This is a genomic window from Micromonospora sp. NPDC005163 (assembly GCF_053599835.1).
Genome location: NZ_JBSFYP010000062.1, coordinates 26,324 through 38,882, shown reverse-complemented (window position 1 = coordinate 38,882; position 12,559 = coordinate 26,324). Strand labels below are relative to the sequence as shown.

Genomic DNA, 12,559 nt, shown 5'->3' with positions numbered 1-12,559 from the left:
CTGCCCTGCGTCCCCGACGACACGACGGTGCTCGCACCCACCTGCCCCGAACTCCTCGACGCCCTGGCCGAGGAGCGCACCCGAATCACCAGGTCTATCGAGAGCCTCGCTGCGGCCCGTGACATCCTGGACCGCCTCATCCGAGGCACGCCCGACCCTTGCTGACCGAACCCGGGCAACGTGAAACCTTCCGTGGTCATGCCATGAACCGGAGGGAGAGTCAGCCCAACCTGGCCAAGATCAGGTGCGCGCATCTGCCGCTGATAGCTCGCATGACCCGCGGCCCGGGGCTCTTCCTCGGTCATCCGACCGGCTCAGAACAAACCCCAACTGCGCTGAGCACTCACCCCTACCGGCGGCTTCCTGCTTTTGCGGGTACTAGTCTTCGCCGCATGGCCTTGCGACCGGACGAGTTCTATGACCACGCCGTCGCCGTCGCGGACGCCGAGCGTCGGCTCCCGTTGGCACGCATGACGGGTTGGGAGATCAGTCCGTTCGAACCGGACGGGCTCCGCGTTGCGCCGTTGCGCCCGCCGGTGCTCCCGGAACCCGCGCGGCACGGCGAGGATCCGTCGGACTGCAGCGCCTGTCGTGACCGGGACGAGGGGATCTGGTTCAACGATCACTGGCGGCTGGCGCGGATTTCGGGCGTGGGCGTTCCGCTGGTGCTCATGCTGTATCCGCGCGATCACTACGACATGGCGGATCTGCCCGACGAACTGGCCGCCGAGCTGGGGCTGTTGAGCACTCGCATCGTTCGCCACGTGCAGGCACTGCCGCACATCTCGCGGGCACACGTGTACCGCATCGGAGATGGTGGCGCCCATCTGCACGTCTGGTTCTTCGCCCGGCCCGAGGGGCAGGCCCAGTTGTACGGGTCGTGGCTGGTCGTCTGGGACGACCTGCTGCCGGAGTACCCGGCGGACGTCGCGGAGGCTGACGCTGACATCGTGGCGGACGCGTTGGTCGCGTGCCACGGCGGCCAGCGGTCGTCCACCAGGGAACCGGCCGTCTGACCGGCCTGATCCACGATCGGGTGTCACCATGGCGGCTGGAGGTGCGTCCTACCTGTCGTGCTGGCGGCGCATCATCTCGTTGATCCAGATGGGCGCGAACGGGGACGTGCAGCCCGGGGAAGTCGGGTAGTCCTTGAGCACCTCCAAGCGCTCACCGATGCCGATTGCACGGGCGCGGTGCTCGGCGTGCTCGATCCCGATCTGAGCCAGGCAGTGGTTCATGGCCCACTGGAGGCGATCCGGGGCGTCCTTCATCTCCGCCTCGATGACGTCGAGCAGCCCCGGTAGGTCGAGGGCTTCGGGCTTCTTCGTCACGCGTTCGGTGGTCAGCGCCCAGCCGGCACTCGCGACCACTGGATCCGGATCGGCGGACCAGGCCAGGCGCAGCTCTTCGGAGTGCGGATTCTTCTTCACCACATAGTTCACGAGCCAGTCGTGCACCTTGGGTGTGCGCGCCTCGCGCAACATGACGTCCAACTCGCCACGTCCGAACGCCTTCGGTCGGCCGATCAGAATCGCCAGCAGTCTCGCCGCGGTGTCACCCGTCGCCCAGAGCTGGCACGCGAGTTCCTGCTGCGTCTTCAGTCGCTTCGCGAGCGCGCGCAGACTGCCGAGGTGCACACCGTGATCGTCACCGTGTCTCTCGTTCACCTCGCGAGTCTTCGGGTCCTCGAGCTCGGCCAGCTCGGCCCTCACCTCGGCCACCATCGTCTCGGTCGGCGTCGTCTCGGCCACCGCAGCCTCCTGCTCGTCACATGCGAGATGCAGCGTACGACGGTAGTCGACCACTCGTTGCTGCCGCTCGTACTCGCGGGCGAACGCCAGGACATGATCCACACTATCCTCCGGGTCATGACTTCGATCTCATCCGACGGACGCGGCGTCGACTCCGCCCTGGACCCCTCGGCGGAGCAGATCCGGGACATGGGTGGCCGCGCCGTCGAGTGGATCGCCGCCCACCACGACTCGATCGGGGATCTGCCGATCAGCCCGCGAACCTCCGCAGCCGTGCTGAAGGAGCTACTCGCCGAGCCGCTGCCCGCCGAGGGCCGCGACTTCGCCGACCTGCTGAGGGTCTTCCGGGACGTGGTCGTGCCCGGCAGCCGGCACAACGGGCATCCCCGCTTCTTCGGGTACGTCTCGGCGCCGGGTACCGCCGTCGCCGTGGTGGCCGACCTCCTCGCGTCGGCGCTGAATGCGAATCTCCCCGCATGGCGCTCCGCACCGGCTCCCGTCGAGCTGGAGCACGTGGCCATCGACTGGATCAAGGAGGCCATCGGCTGCGATCCGAGCGCCGGAGGCCTGTTCATGAGTGGCGGCTCGATGGCCAACCTCACCGCGCTGGCCGCCGCCCGACACCGCCATTGCGGCGACACGGTCGCCACCCAGGGTATGGCCGCCCACCCGGCGCAACTGCGCGTCTACGCCTCCACCGACACCCACCACTCGATCCACAAGGCCGCCGCGCTGCTCGGCATAGGGCGGATGAACGTCCGCGAGATTCCAGTGGACGCCCGTTTCCGAATGGACGTCGGCGCACTAGTCCGTGCCATCGAGGAGGATCGGGCCGCCGGGGCGGAACCGTTCTGCGTGGTGGCGAACGCCGGCACCGTCGTCACCGGCGCGGTCGACCCGCTCGCCGACATCGCGGTGGTCGCGCGTGAGTACGGGCTCTGGATGCACGTCGACGCGTGCTACGGCGGCTTCGCGCGGCTCGCCCCGTCGGCCCGTGCGCTCTTCGACGGCTTGGCGGAGGCCGACTCCATCTCCCTCGACCCACACAAGTGGCTCTACCTGCCCGCAGACTGCGGCTGCCTCATCTACCGGGACCCCGAGGCGGTACGGCCCGCCTTCAGCCTGGACGCCGACTACATCCGGGTCATGCGGGCCGAGCCGGCCGAGGCCTTCGCGTTCTGGGACTACGGCCCCGACCTGTCCCGGCGATTCCGGGCGCTCAAGGTCTGGATGACGCTGGCGCACGCCGGGTCGCAAGCTGTCAGCGATGCGATCGAGAGCAACCTCGACTGCGCCCGCCACTTGGCCGAGCTCATCGACGACAGCGTCGACTTCGAGCTGCTCGCCCCGGTCGAACTCTCCATCTTCTGCTTCCGCTACCTGCCGCCGAGCGCGCAGGCCGGCTCGCGGTCGCAGACCGATGAGGAGCAACTCGACCGACTCAACGAACGAATCATGGTGTTACTGCAGCAGGCCGGCAGCTCGTACCTGTCGAACGCGACCATCAACGGCCGCTTCGCGCTGCGCGGCTGCGTGGTCAACTACCGCACCACCCGACGCGACATGCGGATCCTGCTCGACGACGTACGCCGTGCTGCCGAGCAGGCGACCGAGGAGACGCGCTGAAGAGCAGCGTGGCACCGAACGCGTGTCGCACCCCGACCGACTGACGTAGGCCCCACCCGGGGAGACGGTGGGGCCCGACGATGGTGACCAGCAGAGCGGGGAACCGCGGGTCAGAGTTCCTTCAGGAGGTGGTAGTAGGAGCCCGCCCGGCTGCACAGGTAGTTTCTACCCGTCTGTGAGCGCAGGAAGCTCGCGTGGAATGCGCAGGCGGCCAACCCCATGGAGTTGCCCGGGTAGGAAGCGACGAAGGCCCAGCTCTGAGCCACCATGTCGCCCTCGGCGACGGCACTGACGGACGATCCTCCCGATGTCGTAGCGGCTGCCGCCGGGGATGCGATCCCCAGGACGCCGGCGCACGCCACCGTTGCCATCGCCGCGGCGGCGAAGCTGCGCCTCCTGCTTCTCGTTCCAGGTGACATTTCCAGTCTCCGTTCTGACGTGAATCGGTCTGCGTGAGCGCGCCGGCGCCCTCGGGCCTGGCCGCGCACCCCCGTTTGGCTCGTACAGATGTCACGGTCTCCCTCCCGGCGAGCCTTGGCTGACTACTGATGGCGCAGTCTTCCAGCAGAATGTTGGCTCGATGTTGGCCAGACCGCGGAGACGCCAACGGCGCCGGATACGCCGGCGACGGTGCGAAACACGCCCTCAAGCCTGCGGCGGTGACTGCCCGGCGGTGTCGTCGGAGAGCAACTCGGACAGCCGGGTGCGCATCTCGTCGAGGCGACGATCGCCCAGGGGTTCGAGGATCGTGACGGCTTCATGGAGGGCTGCGACGGCCGCCGGAAGGTCTCGTCGGGCCGCGGAGATGTCGGAGCATCCGTGCAGTGCCCATGCTTCCCGCATGCGGTCGCCGGTGCTCCGGGCGAGCCGGACCGCTGTGTCGTAGTGGTGTCCGGCCTGATCGAGGTTGCCCTGAAGGAGATGCAGGCGGCCGAGATTCGTGTGGACGCTCGCCGACAACCAGTCGCGGTTGCTGGACCGCTCCGCGGCCGACAACGCCGACGTGTAGGCGTCGAGTGCCTCCTGCTGGCGGTCGGCCCGTCGATGCAGGTAGCCAAGGTTGAGTTCGACCTTGAAGATGAGATCGGGGTCGTTCAGCAGGGTCGCGAGATGCCGCGCCCGCAGCAGTGGTGGGAGTGCCTCGTCAAGTGCCCCGCTGTCAGCCAGCATCGCACCCAGGCTCGCCTCGACGTCGGCCTTGCCGGCATGGTCGCCGCTCTGCCCGAAGAGTGCGCTGGCGCGCTGGTACGCGGCCCGGGCCTCGGTACGTTGCAGCAGGAGGCTGTGTGCGACGCCCAGGCTTCCACGCAGGGTGGCCTCGCCGGTGCGGCTGCCGGCCATGGCGGCGGATCGGATGCCCTGCTCGATCACGGCGATCCAGGTGTCGCGGGGTGCCCGGCGTTGCAGCCAGCCGCGTATGTTGACGGCGAGGGGCCAGACGAGATCAGGGTGGATCCGGACGTGCTGGTCGATCAGCCCGATGATCGTTTCCGCTTCGGTGTCGACCCAGCTCACCGCTGCGACGGTTTCGGTCAGGTCAGGCAGGAAGGAAGAGGTGCTGCGCGTCAGGGACGGCACCGCCGCCAGCTCCGCCTGCGGTCGGCCTGATGCTGTGCTGTGCTTGGCGGGTTGCATGCCCATACCAGCGGAGCAGCTGCCGTTCGGCGGCCGCGCGATCGGCCGAGGTGTCGTCGAGCTGACCTTGCTGATGGGCGAACATGCGCGTCAGCTGATGGAGGCTGACCCGGCTGTCCGCTTCGAGCGTGACCAGATTGGCCGCGGCGAGCGTGTCGACCAGGTCCGTCAGGACGGTGCCGCAGGAGATGCCGGCCAGTGCGGCCATGGCGCCGAGCGGGATCGCACGGGCGTCCACCAGGCCGAGGCGGCGTAACAGCCGACGTGCCGGCGCGTCCAGCCGTCGGTACGACACCGCGATGACCGCGCGCACACTCGCGTCGCCATCGGTGGTGGCGAGCCGGGCGAGTCGGGTGCGCTCATCGTGCAGGGCGTCGACCAGGGCGTCCGGCCGGGCTCCCAGCCGTAGGTGGGCGCCCACGATCCGGATGGCCAACGGCATCCCGTGGCACAGCGCCACCAGGGTACGGACGTCGTCGGTCGCGGAGTGGGACATCTCGGCGATCGCCCGGAGCAGACGGGTGGCCGGCTCGACGTGCAGCGGGTTCAGCACCAGGAGGTGAGCGCCTTCGCGGGCGATGAGCCCGTCAAGCCGGTTCCGACTGATGATCACCAGCATGCTGTCACCGGCGCCGGGGAAGAACGGCCGGGCCTGCTGGGCGCTGCTCACGTTGTCCAGGACCATCAGCACCGTGCGGCTGGACAGCAGCGAGCGCAGCTGCGCGGCGCGTGTCTCTGCCTGCTGTGGCACGTCGTCGGGCGCGATGCCGAGCTCGACGAGGGCCCTGGCCAGTGCCACCGTCGCCGGGATGTCATTGTCGAGATCGAGGTAGAGCTGCCCGCCAGGAAAGCTCTGCCGGTTCTGATCGGCCCAGTGCGTCACCAGAGCCGTCTTGCCCATGCCACCGGATCCCGTGACGACCACTGAGCCACTGGGACGCTGACCGGATCGGGATTTCGCGTGCACGGCGTCGAGGACCCCGAGCTCGTCGTAACGCCCGACGAAATCGCTGGGTGGAACGGGCAGCTGCGCCGGCCGGACCGCGGCAGCGGCGACGGATGGCACAACCGCTGGCGTGGGGCCGCGCAGGATCGCGGTGTAGAGCTGCTGCAGGCGCGTACCCGGGTCCGCTCCAAGCTCGTCGGCGAGAATGCGCCTGGTCCGTTCGTAGACGGTCAGCGCCTCCGCCCGACGGTCACTGCGGACGAGCGCAAGCATCAGTTGCGCCTGGAGGCGCTCGCGCAGCGCGTTCTCCGTGGCCACGGCCGACAGCTCGGCGCACAGTTCGCGGTGGAGTCCGAGGCTGAGTTCGATGTCGACGCAGCGTTCGTAGGCGGTCATCCGCTGCTCGCCCAGGTGGTTTGCTGCCACCCGCACATGATCGGTATCGGCGGCGCCATGGTAGGCGTCCGTTCCCCGCCACAGCCGCAGCGCCGCCTGGTAGCGCTGACGCGCCTCGGCGAGCCGGCCCTGCGCCTCGTCGTGCTCGGCCGCGTCGACCAGAGCGATGAAGTCGTCGGCATCAAGCTGGTGGCCGGCCAGCGTGATGCGGTAGCCACCATCCGCGCGAATGATCGATCCAATGCCGAGGTTGCGGCGCAGATGATGGACGAGGACCCGCAGTGCTCCGTGCTTGTTGTTGCTCGGGTCGCGACCCCACAGGGCTTCCATCAACGTGCTGTCGGCGACCGTCTGGCCGCGGGCGGCAACGAGGCAGGCGAGTACGACCTGATGTTGACCTCTGCCGGCCGGCACCACTGACCCCGATGTGTTGACGGCTCGCATTGGCCCCAGGACTTCGAACCGCATGATTTCTTCCTCGGGCGTGGCGTAACCGGTATGGGACCCGCCGATCGTGGCACGACGAACGTCGATCAGCGACACCCCGGTCGGTTGCGAAGGTCTGATTTCGGCCGGCCATCCGACGATAGGCTCCGGGCCTATGCGGACGAAGCCGGAGCTGAGCGAGGCCATCCGACGGGAGCGGCGCGCGGCGCTCGTGGTCAACACCCACTCCCGTCGCGGTCGTCGGCTCTACGAGCGGGCGCGGGATCGGCTCACGTCGGCCGGCTTCAAGCTGCTGGCCGCGTACCCGGTCGACGTGCCCGCCGAACTGGAGCAGAGCCTCGCCGCTGCCGCCGACCTCGGACCAGACCTGCTGATAGCCGGTGGCGGCGACGGGACGATCAGCACCGCCGCACGCCTGCTCGCGCACCGCGACATCGCGCTCGGTCTGCTGCCTCTGGGCACCACCAACAACTTCGCGCGCACCGTGGGCGTCCCCCTTCACCTCGACGCGGCCGTGGCGGTCCTCACCGACGGCAAGGTGATCGACGTCGACCTCGGGCTCGTGGGCAGCCGGTGGTTCACCAACCACGTCGGTATAGGCCTGTCCGCCGACGTGATGCTCAGGACGCCGGCGCGCCTCAAGCGGGCCACCGGCCGGCTCGCGTACCCGGTCACCGCGTTGACGCTGCTGACCCGGCACCGCCCGCTGCGCGCCGTGGTGCGCGCCGAGGGACGGGAGCGCGAGGTGGTCACCCACCAGCTGTACGTGGCGAACGGCGGCTTCCACGCCGGCCGGCCGATCACCGCGGACGCGGACGCCGACGACCGGCTCCTGGTCGCCTATCCGGTGGGCGGCGCGCCCCGCCGTGAGCTGCTGCGGCACACGGCCCGTAACGCGGCGACCGGGCATCGCCGCACGCTCGGCGAGGAGCCGTTCCTCGCCGTCCACCAACTCTGGCTGGAGACCGACCGACCCGCGCCCGTGGAGCTCGACGGCGAGCTGTACGGCGAGACCCCGGTCCGGATCGGCCTGGATCCCAACGCGCTCCGCATCATGGCTCCCGCCGACAGCCCCGATCGTTAGGCGTCAGCGCGTGCGGCGAGGGCGTCCACCAGTCGACGGGCGGAGCCGGCCAGGTTCCACGTGCCGGCCAGTTCGAGCAACCGGTCCGGGTCGGCGGGGGCGGTCGGCAGGGCGGTGGGCAGCTCCGGCAGCGGCACGTCGAGCGCGACCCGGACCACCGTCGGCGCGACGGCCAGGTAGTCGCGTGCGGCGGCCAGCTTGGCCCGCAGGCCCGGTGCGAAGGACGAGTCCGAATCGTCCAGGGCGGCCAGGATGCCGGCGATGCTCCCGTACCGCTCGATGAGTCGGGCGGCGGTCTTCTCGCCGACGCCCGGCACCCCGGGCAGCCCGTCGCTGGGGTCGCCGCGCAGCGCGGCGAAGTCGGCGTACCGGTCGGCCGGCACGCCGTAGCGGGCCCGCACGGCGGCGTCGTCGCAGTCGTCGAGCTTGGCCACGCCGCGCCCGACGTAGAGCAGCCGGACCGGCCGGACGTCGTCGACGAGCTGGAACAGGTCGCGGTCGCCGGAGACCACCTCGACCGGGCCCGGCTGGGTCACCGAGAGTGTGCCGAGCACGTCGTCGGCCTCGTAGCCGGTGGCGCCGACGGAGGTGATGCCGACCGCGGCCAGCACCTCCAGGATCTTCGGCACCTGCGGGGAGAGCGTGTCCGGCACGACCTCGCCGCCCTGCGGAGCCACCCGGTGCGCCTTGTACGACGGCAGCAGGTCGACGCGCCACGCCGGGCGCCAGTCGTAGTCCAGCGCGCAGACCATCCGGTCCGCGCCGCGCCCACGGATCAGGGTGGCGAGCATGTCGAGGAAGCCGCGCACGGCGTTGACCGGGGTGCCGTCCTCGGCGCGGGCGGCGGATTCCGGAATGCCGAAGTAGGCCCGGAAGTAGAGGCTGGGTGCGTCGATCAGCAGGATCGGGGATCGGTGTGCCACGCCCGACAGCCTGGCACAGCCCTCCGACGATCAGGGGTACGCCCGGCCGTCGTCCGCGTCAGCGCCGCTCGTCGTGCCGGTAGACGGTTGCCCTGCGGGCCAGGTACTGCACGACGTAGCTGGCCACCAGCAGCAGGATCGCGACGAGCACCTCGACCCAGGCCGCGACGCCGTCGGCCACGGTGAGGCCGATGATCAGCAGGACCAGGCCGACGAGGGCGAGGACCCCGGCCCACAGCTGCCGGCGTCGGCGCGTCGCCGCCCGGTCCGCCTCGTTCGCTGCCACGTCGGTCCTCCCGGTCGCGGTGCCCGTACGGTAACCCTCTGTCCAGGCTATGACCCACGGCGCCGTCCGACCCGGGAAACCGCGGTGCGGCTGGTGCCCGACCGGCGCAGACTGCCGGTGTGGCGTTCCTTCCCGGTCTGACGCTCGCCCGCCGCTACCACGACGAGGTGGTCGCACCGGTCCTGCACCGTCGCTTCCCGGGTCTGCGGTACGCGGCCGGCCTGCTGGACGGCGGCTCGGAGTTGCTGGGCCTGGACACCGCGCGGTCCACCGACCACGACTGGGGGCCGCGCGTGCAGGTCTTCGTCACGGCCACCGACGCCGACCGGATCCCGGGGCTGCGTGCCGCGCTGGACGCCGACCTGCCGGCCGAGTTTCTGGGCTGGCCGACCCGCTTCGCCGGCGACGACGGGCGGCTGGGCGTCGCCGACCCGGCGGGCGGCCGGCTCGGCGTCCGCGTGGACGAGCTGGCCGGTTGGTGGCGCGATCGGCTGGGCTTCGACCCCGCCGACGGTGTCGCCGTGGCGGACTGGCTGGCCACCCCGACTCAACGGCTGGCCGAGGTGACCGGCGGCGCGATCTTTCACGACGGCCTCGACGGCGCACTGACGACCCGCCGGACGGCGTTGGTCTGGTATCCGCCGGACGTGTGGCGACACGTGCTCGCCGCAGCGTGGACCCGGATCGCGCAGGCGGAGCACCTGCCCGGCCGGTGCGCCGAGGTCGGCGACGAGTTGGGCAGCCGGGTCGTCGCCGCCGGCCTGGCCCGGGACCTGATGCGGCTCGGTCTGCTGCTGCGCCGGCGCTGGCCGCCGTACGACAAGTGGCTCGGTACGGTCTTCGTCGGGCTGCCCGACGCGGCGCCGGTGGTCGCGGCATTGAACGACGCGCTCGGCCCGGGCGACTGGACCCGACGTCAGGGCGGGCTGGTCCAGGCGCTGGAGGCGGTGGCCCGGTGGACCGACGAGACCGGGCTGGCGGCGCCGGTGCGCGCTCGCGTCCGGCCGTTTCACCACCGCCCGTTCCTGGTGCTGCACGCCGAGCGGATCGCCGCCGCGTTGCGCGCCGGCGTGGGCGACCCCGTGCTGCGCGACCGACCGCCGCTGGGCGCCGTCGACCAGTACGTGCACAGCGTCGACGTGCTCACCCACGCCGACCGGGTCCGCCGGCTGGCCGACAGCCTCTGGCCGGGCGGCGTCGTCACCGACCTGCGACGGTGAGCGCCGGCGGGGCGGGGCGGGGCGGGTCGTCGTCCCGGTCGTGGTCGGTGAGGTCACGCAGGTGCCGGACGGGGGAGAACAGCAGCGCCAGCGGCGCGCACACCACCGCCGTCGCGAAGACGAACAGGGTGGCCCGCGCGCCGAGGGGGCCGGCCAGCGCGCCGGCGACCAGGCCGCCGACCGGGATCGCGCCCCACGAGACGAACCGGACGGTCGCCATCACCCGGGAGAGCAGGTCGGGAGGGCTGGCGATCTGCCGGTACGTCCGGGTGGTCACGCTGAGCACCACCGTCCCGAGGGCGAAGACGACGTTGCCGGCGGCGAAGGCGGCGTACGCCGGCCAGCCGGTGCCCCAGGGGATCAGGAACGCCCCGGCGACCGTGGTGAACCCGGCGGCGATCAGGGCGCGGGCGGTGCCGATCCGTGCGGTGATCCGTGTGGTGAGCGCCGCCCCGACCAGCGCGCCGACCCCCTCGACGGCGAGCAGCACCCCGACCAGGCCGGCCGGGGCGTGCAGTTCGCGGACCAGGTAGAGCGGGTAGAGCGCGTACTGCGCGCCGCAGACGAAGTTGATGGCCGTGGCGGCCCACATGCCGGGCCCCATCACGGGGTGGTACGCGACGAAGCGCCAGCCCTCCCGGATCAGCTCGCCGACCGGCGGCCAGCGGTCCGGAGCGTCGTCGCGGCGGGCGGGCAGCGTGCGCAGCAGTGCCGCGGAGACGAGGTAGCTGGCCGAGTCCACGAGCAGGGTGGGCACCGCGCCCAGAGCCTGCACGGCGAGCCCGCCGAGGGAGGGGCCGCTGAGCTGAGTGGCGGCGTGCGTTGCCGAGGTCAGGCTGTTGCGGGACTGCAACTGCTCGCGGTCCACGATGCTGGGCAGGAACGTCGAGTTGGCCACGTCGAAGAGCACGTTGGCGAAGCTGACCACGAGCGCGGTGATGACGAGATGGGCGACGGTGAGGTGACCCCACCACCAGGCCAGCGGGATCGACGCGACGGCGACCGCGCGGGCCAGGTCGGCGCCCACCTGGGCGCCGCGCAGCGGCAGGCGTTGCACGATGACGCCGGCTGGTAGGCCGATCACGATCCAGGCGACGTAGCTGGCAGCGGCGATCAGGCCCATCTCGAACGCGGTGGCGTCGAGCACGGTGAGCGCGGTCAGCGGCAGGGCCACCGCGCCGACCGCCGACCCGACCATGCTGGTCGTGCCGGCGGTCCACCATCGCCAGAACACCCCGGCCCGATCGTCGACGTGCATGTCGTCCGCCCCCGTTCGCCGTGCCAGTGCGTTCCAATCTGAAACGGACTATAGTCGAGGGCGGAGCGGAGGGAGGTGACGGGTGCGGCGGGAAGATCTTGCCGACGCGGACTGCGGCATCGCGCAGGCGCTCGGCGTCCTGGGGGACTGGTGGACCTTCCTCATCGTGCGCGACGTCGCCGGCGGGACGACCCGCTTCGACGCACTCCAGCGCGAGCTGGGGGTGAGTCGGCGGGCGCTGGCCGAACGTCTCGCCGCGCTGGTCGAGCACGGCGTGCTCGAGCGCCGGCCCTACTCGCACCATCCGCCGCGCTTCGACTACCTGCTGACCGCCAAGGGTGAGGGACTGCTTCCTGTGCTGATCGCACTGCAGGACTGGGGTACGAGACACCTGATGGGCGACGGTGACCTGACCGCGACCGCCGACCCCGACTCGGCCGAGGCACGCCGCGTGCACGAGCTGATCGGGCGGCGGCTGCCCGACGTCGTCCTGCCCGGGCCGGACGGCCAGCCGATCGCGCTGACGGACGGCGACGCGTGGAGCGTCCTCTACTTCTTCCCCGGGGCGTACGCGCCGGGGACGCAGGGCTACCCGCCGGGGTGGGCCGACATTCCCGGCGCCCGCGGCTGCACCCTGGAGTCGAAAACCTACGCCGACCGGCACGCGGACTTCCAGGCTTCCGGCGCACGGGTGTGGGGGGTCAGCACGCAGCGGCCGGACCAGCTCGGCGACTTCGCCGCGTACGCCAGGCTGCCGTTCCCGCTCCTGTCCGACCAGGACGGTCGGCTCGCCGCCGGGCTGCTGCTGCCCACCTTCCGGGCCGGTGGGATCACCCGGTTCAAGCGGTTGACGCTGCTGGTCGACCCGGCCGCGGTGGTCCGCGCGGTGCAGTTCCCGGTCAGCGATCCGGCCGGCTCGGTGGACGAGATGCTCGACGTGGTCCGCAAGCACCGCGCCGCCTGATCGCAGGCACGGGCCTTCCTGTT

At 71.2% G+C, this 12,559-nt stretch carries 12 protein-coding genes; 5 read left to right on the top strand and 7 right to left on the bottom strand.

The window, feature by feature from the left end; genetic code table 11:
• Window positions 1-158: 158 nt before the first annotated feature.
• Window positions 159-1,016: an HIT family protein gene (locus ACWD6N_RS30130; RefSeq protein ID WP_450005575.1), complete on the top strand. Its 858-nt coding sequence runs from the start codon at window positions 159-161 to the stop codon at window positions 1,014-1,016.
• Between the two features lie 48 nt (window positions 1,017-1,064).
• Here ACWD6N_RS30130 and ACWD6N_RS30125 read toward each other — a convergent pair whose 3' ends face one another.
• A complete protein-coding gene (locus tag ACWD6N_RS30125; RefSeq protein ID WP_450005577.1) occupies window positions 1,065-1,724 on the bottom strand; it encodes a DNA alkylation repair protein in 660 nt (219 codons plus the stop codon).
• A 144-nt stretch (window positions 1,725-1,868) separates the two neighbouring features.
• Between ACWD6N_RS30125 and ACWD6N_RS30120 the strand changes: the two genes are divergently transcribed.
• On the top strand, window positions 1,869-3,377 hold the full coding sequence (locus ACWD6N_RS30120; protein ID WP_354965314.1) for a pyridoxal phosphate-dependent decarboxylase family protein: 1,509 nt from the start codon (window positions 1,869-1,871) through the stop codon (window positions 3,375-3,377).
• A gap of 110 nt (window positions 3,378-3,487) precedes the next feature.
• Here the strand turns inward: ACWD6N_RS30120 and ACWD6N_RS30115 are convergent, their stop codons facing one another.
• From ACWD6N_RS30115 to ACWD6N_RS30105, 3 genes are all read right to left on the bottom strand, one after another.
• Window positions 3,488-3,643, bottom strand: coding sequence for a hypothetical protein (locus ACWD6N_RS30115; protein WP_450005573.1), 156 nt, complete (start codon window positions 3,641-3,643; stop codon window positions 3,488-3,490).
• Between the two features lie 379 nt (window positions 3,644-4,022).
• Window positions 4,023-4,892 carry a tetratricopeptide repeat protein gene (locus ACWD6N_RS30110; protein WP_450005571.1) on the bottom strand — a complete coding sequence of 290 codons (870 nt, stop codon included), beginning with the start codon at window positions 4,890-4,892 and terminating at the stop codon, window positions 4,023-4,025.
• 22 nt (window positions 4,893-4,914) lie between these two features.
• On the bottom strand, window positions 4,915-6,897 hold the full coding sequence (locus ACWD6N_RS30105) for a BTAD domain-containing putative transcriptional regulator (protein WP_450005569.1): 1,983 nt from the start codon (window positions 6,895-6,897) through the stop codon (window positions 4,915-4,917).
• 58 nt (window positions 6,898-6,955) lie between these two features.
• Between ACWD6N_RS30105 and ACWD6N_RS30100 the strand changes: the two genes are divergently transcribed.
• Window positions 6,956-7,885 (top strand): diacylglycerol/lipid kinase family protein, encoded by a 930-nt coding sequence (locus ACWD6N_RS30100; protein WP_450005567.1) that lies wholly within the window; start codon window positions 6,956-6,958, stop codon window positions 7,883-7,885.
• Here the strand turns inward: ACWD6N_RS30100 and ACWD6N_RS30095 are convergent.
• Complete coding sequence (locus ACWD6N_RS30095; RefSeq protein WP_387322688.1) at window positions 7,882-8,808, bottom strand: 5'-3' exonuclease; 927 nt, start codon at window positions 8,806-8,808, stop codon at window positions 7,882-7,884. The genes ACWD6N_RS30100 and ACWD6N_RS30095 overlap by 4 nt on opposite strands.
• Window positions 8,809-8,866: 58 nt before the next feature.
• Window positions 8,867-9,094: a hypothetical protein gene (locus tag ACWD6N_RS30090; RefSeq protein WP_354965308.1), complete on the bottom strand. Its 228-nt coding sequence runs from the start codon at window positions 9,092-9,094 to the stop codon at window positions 8,867-8,869.
• Between the two features lie 119 nt (window positions 9,095-9,213).
• Here ACWD6N_RS30090 and ACWD6N_RS30085 point away from each other — a divergent pair, with 119 nt between their 5' ends.
• Window positions 9,214-10,314, top strand: a complete 1,101-nt coding sequence (locus tag ACWD6N_RS30085; RefSeq protein ID WP_450005565.1) for a DUF4037 domain-containing protein — start codon at window positions 9,214-9,216, stop codon at window positions 10,312-10,314.
• On the opposite strand, the gene ACWD6N_RS30080 is transcribed toward ACWD6N_RS30085, so the two are convergent.
• Window positions 10,295-11,572 carry an MFS transporter gene (locus ACWD6N_RS30080; protein ID WP_450005563.1) on the bottom strand — a complete coding sequence of 426 codons (1,278 nt, stop codon included), beginning with the start codon at window positions 11,570-11,572 and terminating at the stop codon, window positions 10,295-10,297. The genes ACWD6N_RS30085 and ACWD6N_RS30080 overlap by 20 nt on opposite strands.
• Before the next feature lie 82 nt (window positions 11,573-11,654).
• Between ACWD6N_RS30080 and ACWD6N_RS30075 the strand changes: the two genes are divergently transcribed.
• Entirely contained in the window at window positions 11,655-12,536 is an 882-nt protein-coding gene (locus ACWD6N_RS30075) for a winged helix-turn-helix transcriptional regulator (RefSeq protein ID WP_387322681.1), read from the top strand.
• The last annotated feature ends 23 nt before the right edge of the window (window positions 12,537-12,559 follow it).

What these genes read in the sequence shown, in the direction of transcription:
- ACWD6N_RS30120 (WP_354965314.1), top strand. Translation starts at nt 1,869, where the DNA reads ATGACTTCGATCTCATCCGACGGACGCGGCGTCGACTCCGCCCTGGAC.
- ACWD6N_RS30125 (WP_450005577.1), bottom strand. Translation starts at nt 1,724, where the DNA reads ATGGTGGCCGAGGTGAGGGCCGAGCTGGCCGAGCTCGAGGACCCGAAG.
- ACWD6N_RS30100 (WP_450005567.1), top strand. Translation starts at nt 6,956, where the DNA reads ATGCGGACGAAGCCGGAGCTGAGCGAGGCCATCCGACGGGAGCGGCGC.
- ACWD6N_RS30080 (WP_450005563.1), bottom strand. Translation starts at nt 11,572, where the DNA reads ATGCACGTCGACGATCGGGCCGGGGTGTTCTGGCGATGGTGGACCGCC.